This is a genomic window from Micromonospora sp. NPDC023644 (genome assembly GCF_040640115.1).
Taxonomy (GTDB): domain Bacteria; phylum Actinomycetota; class Actinomycetes; order Mycobacteriales; family Micromonosporaceae; genus Micromonospora.
Genome location: NZ_JBFABA010000017.1, coordinates 64,862 through 81,657, shown reverse-complemented (window position 1 = coordinate 81,657; position 16,796 = coordinate 64,862). Strand labels below are relative to the sequence as shown.

Sequence of the window (16,796 nt, the reverse complement as noted above, 5' to 3'; positions counted from 1 at the left end):
CCGCTAGCTCGGCTTTCCCGGGGACCTGCTGGGCTTCGCACCGCGCCGCTCGTCGCCCTGTCCCGGTCGGTCGGACTGGTCGGGCCGGGCGGGACCGGTGGTGGCCGGGACGGAGCCGTACCTGGATCCGGCGGACCGGGTGGCCGTCGGTGTCGGGGCCGAGGTGCTGGTCACCGTCGACGGACGCACACCGGTCGGGGCCGGACGACCGGCCCCGTCGCGGCCGTCGATCCCGGCTTCGAGCGGCGCCCGACGGTCGTCCGACCAGCCGGGCAGCGGCACCGACGTGTCCATGAACAGGCCGGCGGCGATCAGGCCGAGGCTCGTGAGCAGACCGAGGCCCATCGCGGTGCCGGCGATGACGGTCAGCCGGCGCCGACGCCCGGTCCGATCGACGAAAACCGGCGGTGACCCGCCGGACTGGTGGTGCATCTGATGGTCTCCTGCTGCTCAGCCACCTGGCACAGCCCCGGGCGTGGATGCGCCCGGCCCGGCCCGGTTGCGGGCCTCCGTCGCCTACAGCGCCGCCGACGGCATCCGCGTTACGCCGGATCAGGTCGCCCGCAGCTCCTCCACGGCCGTGCCCGCGCGCAGGAAGAGCAGGCCGACGCCGACCGTCACCAGCACCCCCGCCAGGGCGCCGGCCCCAAGCAGGGCCAGCTGTTCCAGCGGTACGTCGGGCGGCACGGTCACCTCCGTGGTCTCCACGACCCGGAGATACCGCCCGCGGGTGGCGGGGTCGGCGCAGAGCTGCTCGGAGGCGTCGCAGACCTCGTCGTAGTTCGTGGTGGTCGGCGCGCGGAAGAGCCCCCGGGCCAGCAGCAGGCCCACGGCGAGCGCGACGGCCACCGCCGGCACGGCCGGGGCCAGCGACTGCCAGGCGATGGACCGGCCGAGCGTGGGCCGGGGCACCCCGGTCGCCACCAGGGCCGCGTACGCGCGCCGCCGGGCGGTGATCCCCTCCACCACCGCGACGACCAGCCCACCGGCGGCGACCAGCATCGCCACCGCCACCGCCAGGTCCACCAGGTCCATGGTCCGCAGGTAGAAGTCGCCGCCCACCATTCCGGACCCGGTCCGCCGGCTGAGCTCGGCCGACGCCACGAAGTGCTCCCGCAGCCCCGCCGCGCCCGCACCGAGGAGCACCGCCGCCAGCAGGGCGGCGAAGGTGCGGCTGCCCGCCCACGGGTCGGCCATCAGCCGGCGGGCGGCGAGCAGCGCGGCCGGCCCCCGGGCGTAGCGGTGCAGCACCCGCCCGGCCGTCCAGGAGATCCAGCCGGTGCCGACGACCACCCCGACCATCGCGGCCAGCCCGCCGCCGACGAGCAGCGCCGGCACCAGCCACGACGGTCCGTCGGCCCCGCGCCGGACGTACCAGCTGGTGACCGGTTCGACGGCGAGGAAGGCGGCCAGCCCCGCGCCGATGAGGACGCCCGCCCAGGGTCGGGGGCCGCGCTCCCGGCGGCGCGTACGCAGCACGCCGAACGGGGTCGTGCTCACCCGACGCAGCATCAGCGCGGTGGCCAGCGCCGCCACGACCGGCAGCCCCGCCAGCACCGCCACCAGCTCGCCCGCCGGGGGCAGCACGTCGGTGGGGAGGACGAGCCGGCCCCGGGCGTCGGGCCGGTCGAACAGCTCGCGGCCGGCGAAGTGGACCGACGCGCCGGCCAGCGTGCCGAGCAGGCTCGCCAGGCCGGTCTCCAGCACGGCGATCCGGGTCACCTGGCCCGGGGTGGCGCCGGCTAGCCGGAACGCGGCCAGCCGGCGGTCCCGCGCCGGGGCGCCGAGCCGGGCGCACTGCCCGGCCAACGCCAGCACGGGAATCATGAGCAGCAGCAGGGCGAACGCCGTGCCGCCGCGCAACCCTGGCTCGACGAGCAGCTGGTTGGCGTACTGCTGGGACCAGCGGCTGCCGTTGCCGTCGGTGGCGGGCGGGGTGGGGATGGCCAGCACGGTGAGCGCGGCCAGGGCGGCGAGGGTGGCGAGGGCGGCGCTGAGCGCGGTCAGCGCCACCCGGACGGTGTCGGTGCGGGTGCCGGCCAGGGCGAGGCGTACCAGCGTCGACGGTCTCACCGGCGGCCGCCGGGCAGCGGGATGTCGAGGCCGAGCCCGGTGTGGTCGACCGTGCCGTCGCGGAGGATGACCTCGCGGTCGGCGTACGCGGCGATCTGCGGCTCGTGGGTGACCAGGACGACCGTGGTCCGCTGCTCGCGGGCGAGCCGGACCAGCTGGGTGAGCACCTGCTCGCCGGTGAGCGTGTCCAGCGCCCCGGTGGGCTCGTCGGCGAAGAGCACCCGGGGCTCGGTGACCAGGGCCCGCGCCGTGGCGCAGCGCTGCTGCTGCCCGCCGGACATCTCGCCCGGCCGGACGTCGGCCAGCTCGGCCACGCCGAGCCGGTCCATCCAGGACAGGGCGGCCGTCCGCGCCTCGCGCCGCCGGACGCCGGCGAGGAGCAGCGGAAGGGCGACGTTCTCGGCGGCGGTCAGCTCGGCGACGAGCTGGCCGAACTGGAAGAGCACGCCGAACTCGCTGCGCCGCAGCCTGGACCGTGCCGCCTCGGACCAGGTGTCGATCCGGTGCCCGTTCCAGCTCACCTCGCCGGCGTCCGGGCGCAGGATGCCGGCGAGGCAGTGCAGCAGGGTGGACTTGCCGCAGCCGCTCGGGCCGGTGATGGCGACGATCTCCCCCTCGGCGACATCGAGGGTGACGCCGCGCAGCGCGGGTGTCCGCCCGTAGGCCTTGACCACGCCGCGAGCCTGAAGTTGCGTCACGAGTGCACCTCCCGGTGCCAGTCGGCGACCCGGCCCAGGGTGGTCTGCAACCACCGCAGGTCGGCGTCGAGATGGGCGATGGCGAAGTCGGCCGCGACGATGTCGTCGAGGCTGGCCGAGGGCGCCGTCTTCACCGCGGTCAGCTCGCGCAGCCGCTCGGTGTGGGCCTGCCGCTGGGCGACGAGGTAGGCCCGGGCCCGGTCCGCGTCGGCCACCAGCAGCGCCACGACCACCTTGGCGAAGAGCGTGCTGGCGACGTACGGCATCGGCGGCTCGACCTCGGCGAGCCACCGCTCCAGCGCGGCCCGGCCGTCACCGGTCAGCGCGTACGCGGTGCGGTCGGGACCACCCTCGCGGTCCTGCCCGGCCGGTGCCACCAGGCCGTCCCGCTGCAACCGGCCGAGGGTCGAGTAGACCTGCCCGAACGCCAGCGGCCTGGCACGGGGCAGGCGCTCGTCGTGGGCGCGCTTCAGCTCGTAGCCGTGCCGGTTGCCGGCGGCGAGCAGCCCGAGCAGCACGTGCGGTGTGGACACCCGGGTCACTATTCGCCGGGTGAATAGTCGATGTCAAGGAGGCCCGCGCGGCGGGATGCCGCGCGGGCCTGTGGAAAGGAAGGGGGAGGTCGACCGATCAGGCGCCCGCCGACCAGCCCGGGTCCCGGCCGGTCAGGGCGAGCAGGCGGTCCATCTCCGGGGCGTCCGACGACGACGTCCCCACCGGCTCCGCGAAGACGCCCTGCTCCCGGGCCGCCGGCCCCATCTGCTCGCACAGGGCGTACAGCGGGGGCAGCACCTCGGGCGCGGGGCGGTACGGCTGCCCGGTGGCGACGGCCAGGTCCCAGGCGTGCACCGTCAGGTCCAGCAGCACCATGGTGCCGACCGTCTCCTGTGGCAGCCCCATGCCGGGTGAGACGCCGTCCAGCGCGGCCGGATCCGACCACGCCTCGACCAGTTTCGCGGCCTCCGCCTCGAACCGGTCCCGCCAGCCCTCGGCCAGGTGGTCGGGCTTCTCCGTCCACTCCGGCTGCCGCTTGCCCGCGAGGGCCTGGAAGTTGACCACCACGTCGTAGAGGTGGTTGAGCAGGTCGCGCACCGCGTACTCGCTGCACGGGGTCGGCAGGTCCAGTTGGTCGTCCGAGACCCCCCGCACCGCCGCGACGGCACGGGGCGCCGCGGCTGACAGGAGGTTGCTGATCTCTGTGGCCATGGGGATCAGCGTACGAGAACGGACACCCGGGCGGGAACCGGCAGCGAGCGGGCGATCACGCGCTGGTGAAGGGGTTCCGCGACCACGCGGGGTCAGTTGCGGCGCAGGGCGACCACGGCGACGTCGTCGTGGATCTCCGGCGGGGCCAGCTCGACGAGGAGCCGTTCGCAGAACCGGTCCAGGTCGTCGTCGACCCGGCTGGCGACCACGGCCAGCGCTGCCAGCCCGTCGTCGATCGTGGTGTCCCGCCGCTCGATCAGGCCGTCGGTGTAGAACACCAGCGTCGCCCCGACCGGCAGCACGAACTCCAGATCGGGCGGCCGTTGCGCGCGGACCCCGAGCAGCGGGGCCGAGTGCTGCACGAACTCCACCTTGCCGTCCAGGCTGAGCGCCGGCGGCAGGTGACCGGCGCTGGCCAGCCGCACCCGGCCGCTGGGCGGGTGCAGCAGCAGCACGCAGATCGTGGCCAGCTCGTTGGGGAGCAGGGTGCGCATGAGGTTGTTGACCCGGTCCAGGATCTCGCCCGGCTGGTGCCCCTCCACCGCGTACGCCCGCACCGCGTGCCGCAGCTCGGCCATCACCGTCGCGGCGTGCAGCGAGTGGCCGGCCACGTCGCCGATCGCCAGCAGCAGGTGGCCGTCGAGCATCACCAGCTCGTAGAAGTCGCCGCCCACCTCGGTCTGCGCGCTCGCCGGCTCGTAGCGGACGGCCAGGTCGAGCCCGTTGACCTGCGGTATCCGGCGCGGCAGCAGGCTGCGCTGGAGGGTCACCGCGATCCGGTGCTCCTCGTCGAAGGAGCGCTGCCCCTCCACCGCCGCCGCCACCGCCTGGGCGAGCTGCCGCAGCACCGGGGTGCGGGCGGTCTGCGTGGCGGTGGGCACGACGACGTAGAGCGGCGCGCGGTCCTCGCGCAGCCGGGCGGCGGCCACCGTGACCGTGTCGTCCGCCGGCCAGTCGACCAGGCCCCAGGCGGCCGGCTCGTCCACCCGGACCGTCGTCCCGGTCGGCACCCCGGTGTCGTCGACGATCCACGGCACGATGCTGGCCGCGCCGCCGGGGCCGGCCGCGACCCCGGCGAGGCAGTCGCCGTCGAACGTCTCGGCGACCACGGCGGCCGGGCTCCGGAAGATCTGCGCGGCGCCGGTCGCCGCCGCCTCCAGCAGCCGCGCGAAGTTCGGGGCGGAGTGCACCGCCACGGTGGTGTCGGCGAGCCCGAGCAGCCGCTCGGCGAGCAGTTCCGCGCGTTGCCGGGCCCGGTAGTAGCGCAGCACCGCGTGGGAGGTGGCGACCAACTCCTCCGGCTCGATCGGCTCGGCCAGGTACGCGTCCGCGCCCCGGGTCAGCCCCTGCGCCCGGTCCGCCACGTCCACCGCGTGCGCGGACACGTGGATCACCGGCATCGCCGGCTGCGCCGACTTGATCCGTTCACAGACCTCGAACCCGTTCAGGTCGGGCAGCCGCACGTCGAGCACCACGAGGTCGATCGGGTCCACCCCGACCCGGGCCAGCGCCTCGGTGCCGGTCTCGGCTTCCAGCACGGTGAAGCCCGCCCGGGAGAGCCAGCTGACCAGGAGGTAGCGCTTGGTGGGGCTGTCGTCGACCACCAGCACCGTCACCGGGCCACCCTCCACGGTCACGCTCCTCCCGTGGGCAGGGTGACCGTGAACGTGCTGCCCCGGCCCGGCTCGCTGGACACCACCAGGGTGCCGCCGAGCAGGGTCACCAACCGCCGCGCGTACGGCAGGCCGAGACCGGTGCCGCCGACCCGGGTCGCGCCGGGCACCTGGTAGAACTCCTCGAAGATGCGCTCGTGCAGCTCCGGGGGGATGCCCGCGCCGGTGTCGGAGACGGTGAGCGACCACTGGTCGTCCCGCCGCTCCGCCCGCAGCCGGACCTCGCCGCGCTCGGTGAACTTGAGCCCGTTGTGCAGCAGGTTGCGCAGGACCTGGGCGAGCAGCACCTCGTCGGTACGCAGCGTCGCCGGGACGGGCGGCTCCTCCACCACGAGCTCCACGTCGGGCCGGGTGGCCAGGGCCCGCAGCGTGCCGCGCAACTGGCCGAAGACCGGCCGCAGGTCGACCTCGGCCCAGTCGGGCTCGATCCGGCCCGACTCGGCCTTGGCCAGGTCGAGCAGCTCGTTGACCAGCGTGAGGAGGTCACCCGCCGAGGAGCGGATCAGCCCGACCTGGCGGGCCTGCTCGGCGGTGAGCGGGTCGGAGGCGGAGTCGCCGAGCAGCCGGCCCAGCCCCATGATCGCGGTGACCGGCGCCCGCAGCTCGTGGCTGACGTTCGCCAGGAACCGGCTCTTCGACTCGCTCGCCGCGCGCAGCTGGGCGGACTTCTCGTCCAGCTCGGCGTAGAGGGCCACCACGCCGCGGTTGGTCTCCTCCAGCTCCTCGGTGAGCTGGTTGTAGAGCGCCATCACGCCCCGGTTGGTCTCGGCCAGTTCCTCGTTCAGGACGGCCAGCTCGTCGCGCTGGCTGCGTACCTCGTCGAGGGCGGCGATCAACTGCGCGTTCTGGGCGGCCAACTCGTCCAGGGCGCTGCCCGGGGCGTTCCGGTCGAGCTCGGACCGCAGCTCGGCGAGACGCTCGGGGGTCAGCACCTCTGCGGTGACCGGGACACGTCGGGACATCCTCACGACCGTAACCCCCTGCCGCGTCACCACGCCCAACTTGTCCACCAAACGCGCCACGGCGCCGGACTGCGGCTCGTACCGCCCGTCGGGCAGAGGACGCACCGGTACGAGTTCCACCCGGAGGTGCCGCCTGCCGTCAGCGGCGTCGTCGACGAGGACGAATGCCACCTCCGCCCCGCCGACCGCGTGCAGCAGGTCCCGGGCGACCTCGCTGAGCGCCGTGGCGATGCGTACCTGGTCCTGGTGCTCCAGCCCCACCGCGGCGGCGACCTCGCGGCCCCGCTGCCGCACGACGAAGATGTCGTGTTCGACCCGCAGCGCCATCGTCAGCAGCGGAGCGCCCGTGGGTCCGGTCACGACCATGCCCGGGCAACCAGGACGCAGGCGTCGTCGCGACGCGTGCCGGCGTCCCGCAGCACCGTCGCGGCCACCACCAGGGGCGACCGGTCGACGAGACCGGGGTAGTCGGCGATCTGCCAGCGGTCGACCACCCCGTCACTGTGCATGACCAGCAGGGCGTCGGCGTCGAAGGGGTAGTCGTACTCCCGGACCGAGGGACGCTGGTGCCCGGCGATGCCGGGCAGCGAGACCAGGCCCCGCCGCTTGCCGTCCGCGCCGATGACGGCGGCGGAGATGTTGCCCAGCCCCGAGTAGCGCAGCACCCCGGCCGACGGGTCCGGCTCGGCCACGGCCAGCGCCGCGCCCCGGGTGTGCGACATCGAGCGGTGCAGGTGCGCCACGACCGCCGACGGCGTCCCCGCCGGCGCCTTGCGGAACGCGTCGAGCGCGGCGTCGGTGGCGGCGGAGGCGAGCGGCCCGTGCCCCAGGCCGTCGCAGACCAGCACCTGGCGCCGGCCCTCGACGATCCGCCACGCGTACCCGTCACCGCTGACCGACTCCCCCGCCAGCGGCCGGCTGAGCGCGCCGACCCAGGGCCGCTCGTGCCCGCCGTCGCGGTCCGGCCAGACCTGTACGGCGAGGACGGTGCCGCGCTCCGGCCGGGAGTAGCCGTCGAACCAGCTGGCCTGCCGGACGATGGCGCCGAGGCCGATGCCGAGCGTCCCGGCGGTGGAGTGCCCGTCCTGGGAGGAGGCGGTGAGGTCGGCCATCCCCGGCCCGGTGTCGAGGGCGATCAGCTCCACGCCGGCCTCCCCGTCGCGCCGCACCGGCCGCAGCAGCAGGACACCGTCGTCGGCGTGCTTGACCAGGTTGCTGGTCAGCTCGGCGGCGACGATGGCCAGGTCGGCCGTGCGGGCGGCGGTCAGGTCGAGCTGGGCGCCGAGCCGTTCGGCGGCCCGGCGCACCGCGCTGGCCGCGCCGCCGCTCTCGACCCGGAACCAGACTCCGCGGTCGGAGACCGCATCGTCGTTCATCGGGACCATTTGGTGACCGTGATCCGGGTTCCCTCACCCGCGGCGGTCTGGATGTCGAACTCGTCGACCAGCCGACGGGCGCCGCTGAGCCCGAGGCCGAGCCCGCCGCCGGTGGTGTAGCCGTCGGTCAGCGCCAGGTCGAGGTCGGCGATGCCCGGGCCGGAGTCGGCGAAGACGATCCGCACGCCCCGTCGCCGGCCGTTGTCGACCGTGGTCACCTCGACCATGCCGCCTCCGCCGTACACCAGGGTGTTGCGGGCCAGCTCGCTCGCCGCGGTGACGACCTTGGTCTGGTCGACCAGCGAGAGCTTGACCGCCACCGACACCGTACGCACCAACTGCCGGACGCGGACCACGTCCTCGTCGCTGCGGATCGCCTGTGCCTGCGGTTGGCCCAGGTCGACTCCGGCGGTCATGACAACGCCGTCGTCTCGGTGTCCGGTTCGTCGTCGAACCCGAGGTCGCGCTCGTCGGCGTGGGCCGCCGCGATCAGCTCCATGCCCCGCTCGACGTTGAGCGCCGTCCGGATCCCGTTGAGCGACAGGCCCAGCTCGACCAGGGTGATGGCGACGGCGGGACGCATCCCGACCACGACCGTCTCCGCGTCGAGCACCTTGGAGATCGAGGCGATGGTCGACAGCATCCGCCCGACGAAGGAGTCGACGATGTCCAGGGCGGTGATGTCGATGATCACGCCGTGGCAGCCGGTGGCGACGATCCGCTCCGCGAGGTCCTCCTGGAGCTGGACCGCCGTCTGGTCGGACATGTCGACCTGGATGGAGACCAGCAGGATGTCGCCGATCTTGAGGATCGGCACCCGCTCCATCAGGCCTCCCGGCGCTGGCGGCGGCCGGTCTCGACCCCGGTGAGCCGGAGCACGTGCCGCAGCGCGTCGGCGAGGCTGGCCTTGGTGGCGATGTCGCCGAACTCGATGCCCAGGGCGACGATGGTCTGCGCGATCTGCGGCCGGATGCCGGAGATGATGCAGTCGGCGCCCATCAGCCGGGCGGCCACCACGGTCTTGAGGATGTGCTGGGCGACCTGGGTGTCCACCGCCGGCACGCCGGTGATGTCGATGATCGCGTAGGGCGAGCCGGTGTCGACCAGGGTCTGGAGCAGCCGCTCCATCACCACCTGGGCCCGGGCCGAGTCGAGGGTGCCGACCAGCGGCACGGCGACGACGCCCTCCCAGAGCTTCACCACCGGGGTGGAGAGCTCCAGCAGCTGCTCCGCCTGGTCGGCGATGAGGCTCTCGCGGGTGCGTACGAAGCTCTCGAAGGTGAACAGACCCATCTGGTCGATCAGCCCGGAGAAGGCGACGTAGTCGCGGAGCGTGTGGGGGCCGCCCTCGGCCTCCATCAGCTCCAGCAGCACCTCCTTGAGCGAGAACACGCTGACCGCGGTCTCGGAGGCGGAGAAGCCCTGCCGGGCGCGTCCCCGGGACAGCTCGGAGAGCACGGCGCGCAGCTCCGTCGCCTGCTCGGAGTCGAGGTCGACGGCACCCTGCTGACCGGCAGTGATCATGCTAGAGTGCAGCTCCTGCATCTGCCGGCGCAGCTCGCCCTGACTGAGTCGCCCACGCAGCGACCCGGCGGCGATCTCCGTCCAGCGCTGCATGATCCGCTCGGCGTGACCGGTCAGCAGACCGGCCAGCCGGCTGCTTTCCTCGACGCTCAGCGCCATGGTGAACCCCCTTCGACCTCGACGGCGGACTCTATCACCGGAGGCCAGAGCGCTAGTTGTCGCAGGGCAAACGAATGAGGGCGGCCACCGGATACCGGCTCCCGTTCTGCGTACCACCCCGATCGTGGGATACCGTTTCCCCGATAACAGGAGGTCTGGCGAATGTCCTTGACGGTGCACACGGAACAGCGCGGCGACGTGGTCGTCGTATCGGTCGCGGGCGAGCTGGACATGGCGACCGCACCGCAGCTTCAGGACCAGATCACCGACCTGCTCGACAAGGGCCGCAGCCGGCTCGTCTTCGACCTGGCGAACGTCTCGTTCTGCGACTCCACGGGGCTGTCGGTGTTCGTCCGGGCCAAGAACAGCTGCGACGAGGCGGGCGGCGTGGTACGGCTGGCCGCCCCGCAGCGGGGCGTGCTCCGCATCCTCGAGGTGAGCGGTCTCGTCGAGGTGCTGCACACCTACCCGACGGTCGACCAGGCCGTGGCCGGCGATCCCACGCCGGCCACCTCCTGACGGTCCCTCCTCACGCCTCGTCCTCGATGTGTCGGGGACGGGCGATCACCATGCCCGCGCAGGTCTGCACGGCGAGGGCCGCCAACAGGAAACCGATCGGGGCGGTCCACCCGCCGGTCGTTCCGTAGAGGATGCCGACCAGCAGCGGCCCCAGCGCGGCGATGAGATAGCCGACGCTCTGGCTGAACGCGGAGAGCGCCACCGTCCCCTCGGCGGTCCGCGCGCGCAGCCCGATGGTCGCCAGGATCATCGGGAAGGCGCTCTGCCCGATCGCGAGCAGCACCACCCAGAGCAGCGCCCCGTCGTGCGGCGCGACGGCCATCCCGACGTAGGCGAGGGCCATCGCGGCGGAGAGCGTGAGCACCAGCGGGTGCAGGGTACGCAGCCGCCCGGCCAGGGTCGGCATCAGCAGCGCGATCGGCACGCCCAGCGCCGTCACCCCGGCGAGCAGCAGACCGGCGTCCTGCGGCCGGTAGCCCGCGTCGCGGAAGAGCTGGGCCAGCCAGCCCATGATCGCGTAGGCGCCCAGCGACTGCGTCCCGAAGTAGACCGCCATCGCCCAGCCGAGCCGGGTCCGCCCGGGCCGGATCCGCCGGGGACGGGGCGCCACCGCCGTCGGGGTCGCCGCCCGTCGGGCCGCGCGCGCCCGCAGCGCCAGCGGCACCCACGGGAGTACGGCCACCAGGGCCAGCCCGGCCCAGACGGCGAGCCCGGCCCGCCAGGTGCCGAAGAGGTGCGCCACCGGCACCGCCGCCGCGGCGGCCACGGTCGCGCCCACCGTCAACGTCATCGAGTACGCCCCGGTGACCAGTCCGATGCGGTGCGGGAAGTACTGCTTGACCAGGAGCGGGAGCAGGACGTTCGCCACCGCGATCCCGGCCAGCGCGAGGGCGCTGCCGGCGATGAAGACCAGCGCGGAGTCCGTACCGACCCGGACGAGCTGCCCGGCGGCGAGGATCAGCATCGCCACCACCAGCACCCGGGCCGGGGAGTTCCGGCGGACCAGCCGGGGAGTGAGTGACCCGAAGACGGCGAAGGCGACCGCGGGCAGGGTGGTCACGACCCCGGCCAGCGCCCCGGAGAGGGCCAGGCCGCCGCGCACCTCGTCGAGCAGGGCGCCGAGGCTGGTGATCGCGGCCCGCAGGTTGAGCGCCACGAGCAGCATGCCGACGAGCACGAGCAGGCCACCGGCGACCGGTCCGGCCGGCTTGGGGGTGGCGCCGACGGGACCGGCGGCAGGAGCCGTCGCATCCGCCGGTGCGGGCACGTCGTCCGGCCCGGCGATCGCCTCCCGCACGGAACGCGGTGAGGTTCCGGCGTCGACGGCAGCGGTGGTTGGCGGGGTCATGCGTCCGAACCTACAATCATGGGATGAATTCCGGGCAGGTGTTGTAACCAGTGCCACCGTCGGTTGATTCCGCCGCCGCGCCGCCCCGGGGGCACCGGGTGCGGCAGACCATCGCGCAGCTCAGGGAGCGGATCCTCGGGGGCGAGTGGCCGATCGGCGGGCGGATCCCCACCGAGCCGCAACTCGTCGCGGCGCTCGGCGTCGGGCGCAACACGGTCCGCGAGGCGGTGCGGGCGCTGGTGCACGCCGGGGTGCTGGAGTGCCGGCAGGGCTCCGGGACGTACGTGGTGTCGACCGACGAGCTGGCCCCGGTGGTGGCCCGCCGGCTCACCGCCGACCGGATGGCCGAGGTGGTCGAGGTCCGCCGCGCCTTCGAGGTGGAGGCCGCCCGGCTCGCCGCGCTGCGGCGTACGACCGAGGACCTGGCGGCCCTGGACGACGCGCTCGCCGCCCGCGAGGCGGCCTGGCGCGGCGGCCGGGTCGACGAGTTCGTGGAGGCCGACGCGGCGCTGCACACCGCCGTGGTCGCGGCGGCGCACAACGGCATGCTCGCCGAGCTGTACGCCTCGGTCGGCGCGGCGCTGCGCAGCACGGTCGCCCAGTCGATGGGCGACGCGCTGGAGCCGGAGCGCTACGTCGACCACTCCCGGCTGGTCGAGGCGATCCGGGCCGGCGATGCGGACCGGGCGGCGATCGAGGCCAGCGCTTTTCTGGAGCCCGCGCCCGGGGCATAGGTTGTGCCGGACGGAAGACCGGACACCTCGGGAGAGTACGGATGCTCAAGGGCTTCAAAGACTTCATCATGCGCGGAAACGTCGTCGACCTGGCGGTCGGTGTCGTCATCGGTGCCGCGTTCACGGGCGTGGTCACCCAGCTCACCAAGTCGTTCCTGGAACCACTGGTCCGGGTGCTCATCGCGCTGCTCACCGGCAGCAAGAACGGCCTCACCGGGTCCACGCCGACCTTCCGCGAGATCCCGTTCGACTGGGTGGCCTTCGTCAACGCGCTGATCACGTTCCTGCTCACCGCGGCGGCGCTCTACTTCCTCGTGGTGTTCCCGATGAACAAGCTGGCCGAGCGGCGCAAGCGGGGCGAGGAGCCGCCGCCGAAGGCCCCGAGCGAGGAGGTCCGGCTGCTCACCGAGATCCGCGACGCCCTGGTCGCCGCCGGGCACACCACCCCCGGACAGCGGCGCGGCGCGCTCGACGACGTGCTCGGCCGCCGGGAGGAACCGCCCACCGGGCGCTGAACCCGGCGCACGCACATCGGCCCCTGCGGGAATCCCGCAGGGGCCACACATTTTCGTACGCCTGTTCGATAGAGTCCCGCCATGGAGCAGCGGAAGCACTGGTGGAACGGGAAATGGGGCCGGCTGGCCCGGCGCGACGTCTTCCTCCGGGTGGACGGCGACCGGTGGCACGTCGAGCAGCGCGCCGGCGGCTCCGAGGGCGTCTCCCGGTTCTACGAGCACGACACCGCCGACGAGGCCGAGGAGACGGTCCGGGCGCTGCTCCAGGGCACCGACACCTGGCGCGAGCTCTCCCCCCGCCCCCCGACCGCCTGGTCCCCGGAGGCGTGATCGGGGGCCGTCGAGATCTTGGACAGTTGCCGCTCGGGCCGAACGGCAACTGTCCAAGATCTCGACGATGGTTTAGCCGGAGCGGGGGCCGGGAACCGCCGCAGGATGGAGCAGCAGGGCACCGAGCGACAGGCGACAGTTTCCCGGATCACCACGGGCATGCGGGTGGTCGACGTCGACGGCACCGAGGTCGGCACCGTCGATCTGGTCCAGCGGGGCGACCCGAACGCCGTGACCGTGCAGGCGCCGACCGCCGACCCGGGCAGCAGCCTGGACGAGCTGATCGAGTCGACGGCGGTCGAGGAGCCGGACGTGCCGGCCGACCTGGCGGCCCGGCTGCTGCACAGCGGCTACCTGAAGGTCTCCACCGACCTGGTCCGCACCGGCGCGGTCTACGTGCTCGCCGAGCAGATCGCCACCGTCACCGACGACCAGGTACGCCTCGACGTCCCGGCCCGGGACCTGCCGCCCGAGGAGTGAGCGAGGGGTCGGTGGCGCTACGGTCACCGGCGCTGATCTGGCATCCCGCCGAACTCCGGCCTGACGCAACCCGACGGACGTCCGGACCCGTCGAGCTTGCGGAGGAGGGAGCCCCGATGGCGGATGCCGAGCGTGAGTTCGTGGAGTACGTCTCCGCGCGACTGCCGAGACTGCACCGGACCGCGTTCCTGATGTGCGGCGACGCCCACTTGGCCGACGACGTGGTGCAGCAGACGATCACGGCGCTGTACGTGAACTGGCGCCGGGTCAGCCACGCCGACAACGTCGACGCGTACGTGCACCGGATGCTGGTCCACAAGCTCGTCGACGAGAAGCGGTTGAGCTGGGCGAAGGTCCGGCTGCTGGGATGGATGCCGGAGCCGGAGCGCCCGCCGGTCATGCCGCACGACGACGACCTGGCCGAGCGGGACAACCTGCTCGCCGCGCTCGCCCGCCTTCCTCGCGGCCAGCGCACCGTGCTGGTCCTGCGGTTCCTGTGCGACCTGTCGCTGGCCGACACGGCCGCCGCGATGGGCTGCTCCGAAGGCAACGTGAAATCGCAGACGGCGCGGGCGCTGGTGACGGTCCGCCAGGTGCTCGACGTCCCCGAGATGTCCGGGAGGAATTCGAGATGACCGCGTTGGACGACCAGCGGATGGCCGCACTGCTGCAAGCGGCGCCGGTTCCCGAGCCGCGGGTTGACGTGGGCCGCGCGGTCCGGGACGGCCGGCGTCGCCGCCAGCGCCGCCGCGTCGGCGGGGTCGCCGCAGTGGCGGTGCTGGCCGGGCTCGGCGTCGTGGGCGCCGTCCAGCTCGGCGGGGCCGCCACCCGCCCGGCTCCGGCCACGCCGGCCCTCGCGGCGTCGCCGGCCGGGACCGTGTCGGCCGCCCCGGTCTCGCCGGTCACCTGCGAGGCGTCGTGGTTGCCGCAGCCGATCGACGGTCCGGTCGCGGTGGCGAACGGCGTCGACCCCACCGGGCGGTACATCGTCGGCGAGATCGGCACCGGGCAGGAGGACGGGCGGGTCGTGCTGTGGACCGACGGCCGGGCAGCCGTCCTGCCGGCCGGCGCGCGGCACGCGGCCGCGGTCAACGCCGGCGGCGTCGTGGTCGGCACCAACGGCGACGGCACCGGGTGGGTCCACCGGGACGGGAAGCTGCGCTTCCTGGCCACCCCACCCGGCTACCACGCGGTCCTCGTGCACGCGGTCAACGGCCGGGGCGACATCGTCGGCACCGCCAGGGGGGCCGGCGACTCACACCACGCCGTGCGGTGGTCGGCGGACCGCCCGCAGGAGTACCGGCTGATCGGCCGGTCGGGATCCGCGGCGACCGGGATCACCGAGGACGGCACGGTCGTCGGCGCGATGGGCCAACTGCCCTACCGATGGACGCCGCAGGGCGTCGGGGCGGCGCTGGCGGTGCCCGACGGCTACCCGCGTGCAACGGTCGACTCGGCGCACGGCGAATGGGCGATCGGCGTGGTTCCCGGCGCCAAGCAGGGCGGTGCCGTGCAGATGCTGCCGGTACGTTGGAATCTCACGACGGGGGCGGTGAGCCTCCTGCCGTTCCCGGGGACGAGCGGCATCGCCGGCAACGGCGACCTGCTGGTCGACGGCAGTGAGCCGCAGGTCGTCGCCCCGGACGGCACGTCCCGCCGGTTGCCGGGCCGGCCCGATGTCCGGGCGACCGAGGCGGGCACGTACACGGCCAACGGGATCAGCGACGACGGTCTGACCGTGGTCGGTGCCGTCTACGAGAACCAGGTGCACCGGCCGCTGGTGTGGCACTGCCGCCGCTGAAGGTCGCGCGCCGGTCCGTGCCGCTGACGTCGGGCACCCGGAGGGGTAGATCCGCCGAATCGGCCGCACCCGGTTCGGCCGGAGCCGGCCCAGCCGCATCGGGTCCTGGCGATGCGGTCGCGGGTCCGGGCGCCGGCTCCGGCGCGGTTGGCCCGCCGGAGCGGTGCCGGAAGAGCAGGAGCATCACCCCGCCGGCAACGAGGCCCCAGAACGCGCCGCCCACGCCGATGAGGCTCACTCCGGAGGCGGTGACCACGAAGGTGACCACCGCGGCCTCCCGGGCCGCGGGCTCCGCCAGCGCCGAGGTGAGCGCGGTGGCCAGCGCGCCGAGCAGCGCCAGCCCGGCGACCGCCTCGATCAGCACCGGCGGGGCGAGCGCGACCAGCGCGGTGGCCGCCCCGGCGCCCAGCCCCAGCAGGGCCAGCCCGATCCCGGCGGTGACCGAGGCGATCCAGCGACGGTCCGGGTCCGGGTGGGCGTCCGGGCCGGCGGCCAGCGCGGCGGTGATCGCGGCGAGGTTGACCGCGTGCCCACCGGCGGGCGCGGCGACCACGGTGGTCAGCCCCGTGGCGCGCAGCGCGGCGCCGAAGGGCGGCCGGTAGCCGTAGCCGACCAGCACCGCCATCCCGGGGACGTTCTGCGCGGCCATGGTGACCAGGAAGAGCGGCAGCGCGAGGCCGATCAGGGCGGAGACGTTCCAGGCCGGGGCGGTCAGCTCGACCGCGGGCAGCAGCCGCGCGCCGCCGAGCCCGGAGACCGGGGTGGTCAGCGCGATCGCCGCCACCGCGACGACCAGCGCGCCCGGCACCGCCCACCGCCGGGCGAACCGGTGCAGCAGCAGCCAGGCCAGCACCACGGGGACGGCCAGCCGGGGCACCTCGACCAGCGCGCGGACGGGGGCGGTGCAGAGCGGCAGCAGGACCCCGGCGAGCATCGCGCCCGCGATCGGCCGGGGGATCGCCGCGACGGCCCGCCCGAGCGCGGGGAACAGCCCGGCGGCCACGATCAGCACGCCCGAGACGAGGAACGCCCCGACGGCGACGGGCCACCCGCCGGGCACCGCGCCGGTGGCGACCAGCAGCGCCGCGCCCGGGGTGGACCAGGCGACGCTCATCGGGATCCGGTGCCGCAGGCCCAGCCAGACGGCGGAGAGCCCGGCGGCCACGCACACCGCCAGCAGCCCCGACGCGGCCTGCGCGTCCGACGCGCCGACGGCCCGCAGGCCGGCGAGCACCACCGTGAACGAACTGGCGAACCCGACCAGCGCGGTCACCACGCCCGCCAGCACCGGTTGCGACCGTCCCGCCATCCCACTCCCCCGACCGTTCCGTTTACGGAACAAGAACCTGTAGCACCATAGCGGGGTGCCGCAGACGTCACCAGTCCACCGATCGGCCC

At 74.3% G+C, this 16,796-nt stretch carries 20 protein-coding genes; 7 read left to right on the top strand and 13 right to left on the bottom strand.

All coding sequences use genetic code 11. The annotated features are described in order from the left end of the window. Positions 1–3: 3 nt before the first annotated feature. The 11 genes from AB0G08_RS15805 to AB0G08_RS15755 all read right to left on the bottom strand — a co-directional run bounded on the left by AB0G08_RS15805 (position 4) and on the right by AB0G08_RS15755 (position 9,671). Positions 4–432 (bottom strand): hypothetical protein, encoded by a 429-nt coding sequence (locus AB0G08_RS15805; protein ID WP_358087770.1) that lies wholly within the window; start codon positions 430–432, stop codon positions 4–6. Positions 433–552: 120 nt separating this feature from the next. Continuing rightward, positions 553–2,073, bottom strand: coding sequence for an FtsX-like permease family protein (locus tag AB0G08_RS15800; protein WP_358087767.1), 1,521 nt, complete (start codon positions 2,071–2,073; stop codon positions 553–555). Continuing rightward, entirely contained in the window at positions 2,070–2,771 is a 702-nt protein-coding gene (locus tag AB0G08_RS15795; RefSeq protein WP_358087764.1) for an ABC transporter ATP-binding protein, read from the bottom strand. Before AB0G08_RS15795 ends, AB0G08_RS15800 begins: the two co-directional genes overlap by 4 nt. After that, positions 2,768–3,304: a PadR family transcriptional regulator gene (locus AB0G08_RS15790; RefSeq protein WP_357871297.1), complete on the bottom strand. Its 537-nt coding sequence runs from the start codon at positions 3,302–3,304 to the stop codon at positions 2,768–2,770. Before AB0G08_RS15790 ends, AB0G08_RS15795 begins: the two co-directional genes overlap by 4 nt. A 97-nt stretch (positions 3,305–3,401) precedes the next feature. Further along, positions 3,402–3,977, bottom strand: a complete 576-nt coding sequence (locus AB0G08_RS15785; protein WP_358087761.1) for a TIGR03086 family metal-binding protein — start codon at positions 3,975–3,977, stop codon at positions 3,402–3,404. Between the two features lie 92 nt (positions 3,978–4,069). Beyond that, positions 4,070–5,608, bottom strand: a complete 1,539-nt coding sequence (locus AB0G08_RS15780; RefSeq protein ID WP_358087758.1) for a SpoIIE family protein phosphatase — start codon at positions 5,606–5,608, stop codon at positions 4,070–4,072. A 2-nt stretch (positions 5,609–5,610) separates the two neighbouring features. Beyond that, positions 5,611–6,978: a sensor histidine kinase gene (locus AB0G08_RS15775; protein ID WP_358087755.1), complete on the bottom strand. Its 1,368-nt coding sequence runs from the start codon at positions 6,976–6,978 to the stop codon at positions 5,611–5,613. Continuing rightward, complete coding sequence (locus tag AB0G08_RS15770; protein ID WP_358087752.1) at positions 6,969–7,988, bottom strand: SpoIIE family protein phosphatase; 1,020 nt, start codon at positions 7,986–7,988, stop codon at positions 6,969–6,971. Before AB0G08_RS15770 ends, AB0G08_RS15775 begins: the two co-directional genes overlap by 10 nt. Beyond that, a complete protein-coding gene (locus tag AB0G08_RS15765; RefSeq protein ID WP_357871280.1) occupies positions 7,985–8,404 on the bottom strand; it encodes an ATP-binding protein in 420 nt (139 codons plus the stop codon). The genes AB0G08_RS15770 and AB0G08_RS15765 overlap by 4 nt, the downstream gene beginning before the upstream one ends. Continuing rightward, the gene (locus AB0G08_RS15760) at positions 8,401–8,814 is read right to left on the bottom strand and encodes an STAS domain-containing protein (RefSeq protein ID WP_358087749.1); all 414 of its coding nucleotides are present in this window, start codon (positions 8,812–8,814) and stop codon (positions 8,401–8,403) included. The genes AB0G08_RS15765 and AB0G08_RS15760 overlap by 4 nt, the downstream gene beginning before the upstream one ends. Next, positions 8,814–9,671: an STAS domain-containing protein gene (locus AB0G08_RS15755; protein WP_358087746.1), complete on the bottom strand. Its 858-nt coding sequence runs from the start codon at positions 9,669–9,671 to the stop codon at positions 8,814–8,816. The genes AB0G08_RS15760 and AB0G08_RS15755 overlap by 1 nt, the downstream gene beginning before the upstream one ends. A gap of 162 nt (positions 9,672–9,833) precedes the next feature. Here AB0G08_RS15755 and AB0G08_RS15750 point away from each other — a divergent pair, with 162 nt between their 5' ends. Beyond that, positions 9,834–10,190, top strand: a complete 357-nt coding sequence (locus AB0G08_RS15750; RefSeq protein ID WP_091624489.1) for an STAS domain-containing protein — start codon at positions 9,834–9,836, stop codon at positions 10,188–10,190. 10 nt (positions 10,191–10,200) lie between these two features. On the opposite strand, the gene AB0G08_RS15745 is transcribed toward AB0G08_RS15750, so the two are convergent. Beyond that, entirely contained in the window at positions 10,201–11,538 is a 1,338-nt protein-coding gene (locus AB0G08_RS15745) for an MFS transporter (RefSeq protein ID WP_358087743.1), read from the bottom strand. Between the two features lie 50 nt (positions 11,539–11,588). Between AB0G08_RS15745 and AB0G08_RS15740 the strand changes: the two genes are divergently transcribed. From AB0G08_RS15740 to AB0G08_RS15715, 6 genes are all read left to right on the top strand, one after another. Next, the gene (locus AB0G08_RS15740) at positions 11,589–12,272 is read left to right on the top strand and encodes an FCD domain-containing protein (RefSeq protein ID WP_358087740.1); all 684 of its coding nucleotides are present in this window, start codon (positions 11,589–11,591) and stop codon (positions 12,270–12,272) included. A gap of 41 nt (positions 12,273–12,313) precedes the next feature. Beyond that, positions 12,314–12,787 carry a large conductance mechanosensitive channel protein MscL gene (mscL, locus tag AB0G08_RS15735; RefSeq protein ID WP_357871266.1) on the top strand — a complete coding sequence of 158 codons (474 nt, stop codon included), beginning with the start codon at positions 12,314–12,316 and terminating at the stop codon, positions 12,785–12,787. An 81-nt stretch (positions 12,788–12,868) separates the two neighbouring features. Further along, entirely contained in the window at positions 12,869–13,117 is a 249-nt protein-coding gene (locus tag AB0G08_RS15730; RefSeq protein ID WP_358087737.1) for a hypothetical protein, read from the top strand. Between the two features lie 105 nt (positions 13,118–13,222). Next, on the top strand, positions 13,223–13,597 hold the full coding sequence (locus tag AB0G08_RS15725) for a hypothetical protein (protein WP_358087734.1): 375 nt from the start codon (positions 13,223–13,225) through the stop codon (positions 13,595–13,597). 116 nt (positions 13,598–13,713) lie between these two features. Further along, entirely contained in the window at positions 13,714–14,232 is a 519-nt protein-coding gene (locus AB0G08_RS15720; protein WP_358087731.1) for a SigE family RNA polymerase sigma factor, read from the top strand. After that, a complete protein-coding gene (locus AB0G08_RS15715) occupies positions 14,229–15,398 on the top strand; it encodes a hypothetical protein (RefSeq protein ID WP_358087728.1) in 1,170 nt (389 codons plus the stop codon). The genes AB0G08_RS15720 and AB0G08_RS15715 overlap by 4 nt, the downstream gene beginning before the upstream one ends. On the opposite strand, the gene AB0G08_RS15710 is transcribed toward AB0G08_RS15715, so the two are convergent. Next, the gene (locus AB0G08_RS15710; protein ID WP_358087725.1) at positions 15,316–16,707 is read right to left on the bottom strand and encodes a benzoate/H(+) symporter BenE family transporter; all 1,392 of its coding nucleotides are present in this window, start codon (positions 16,705–16,707) and stop codon (positions 15,316–15,318) included. The two genes, AB0G08_RS15715 and AB0G08_RS15710, sit on opposite strands and share 83 nt — an antisense overlap. Positions 16,708–16,796 lie beyond the last annotated feature (89 nt).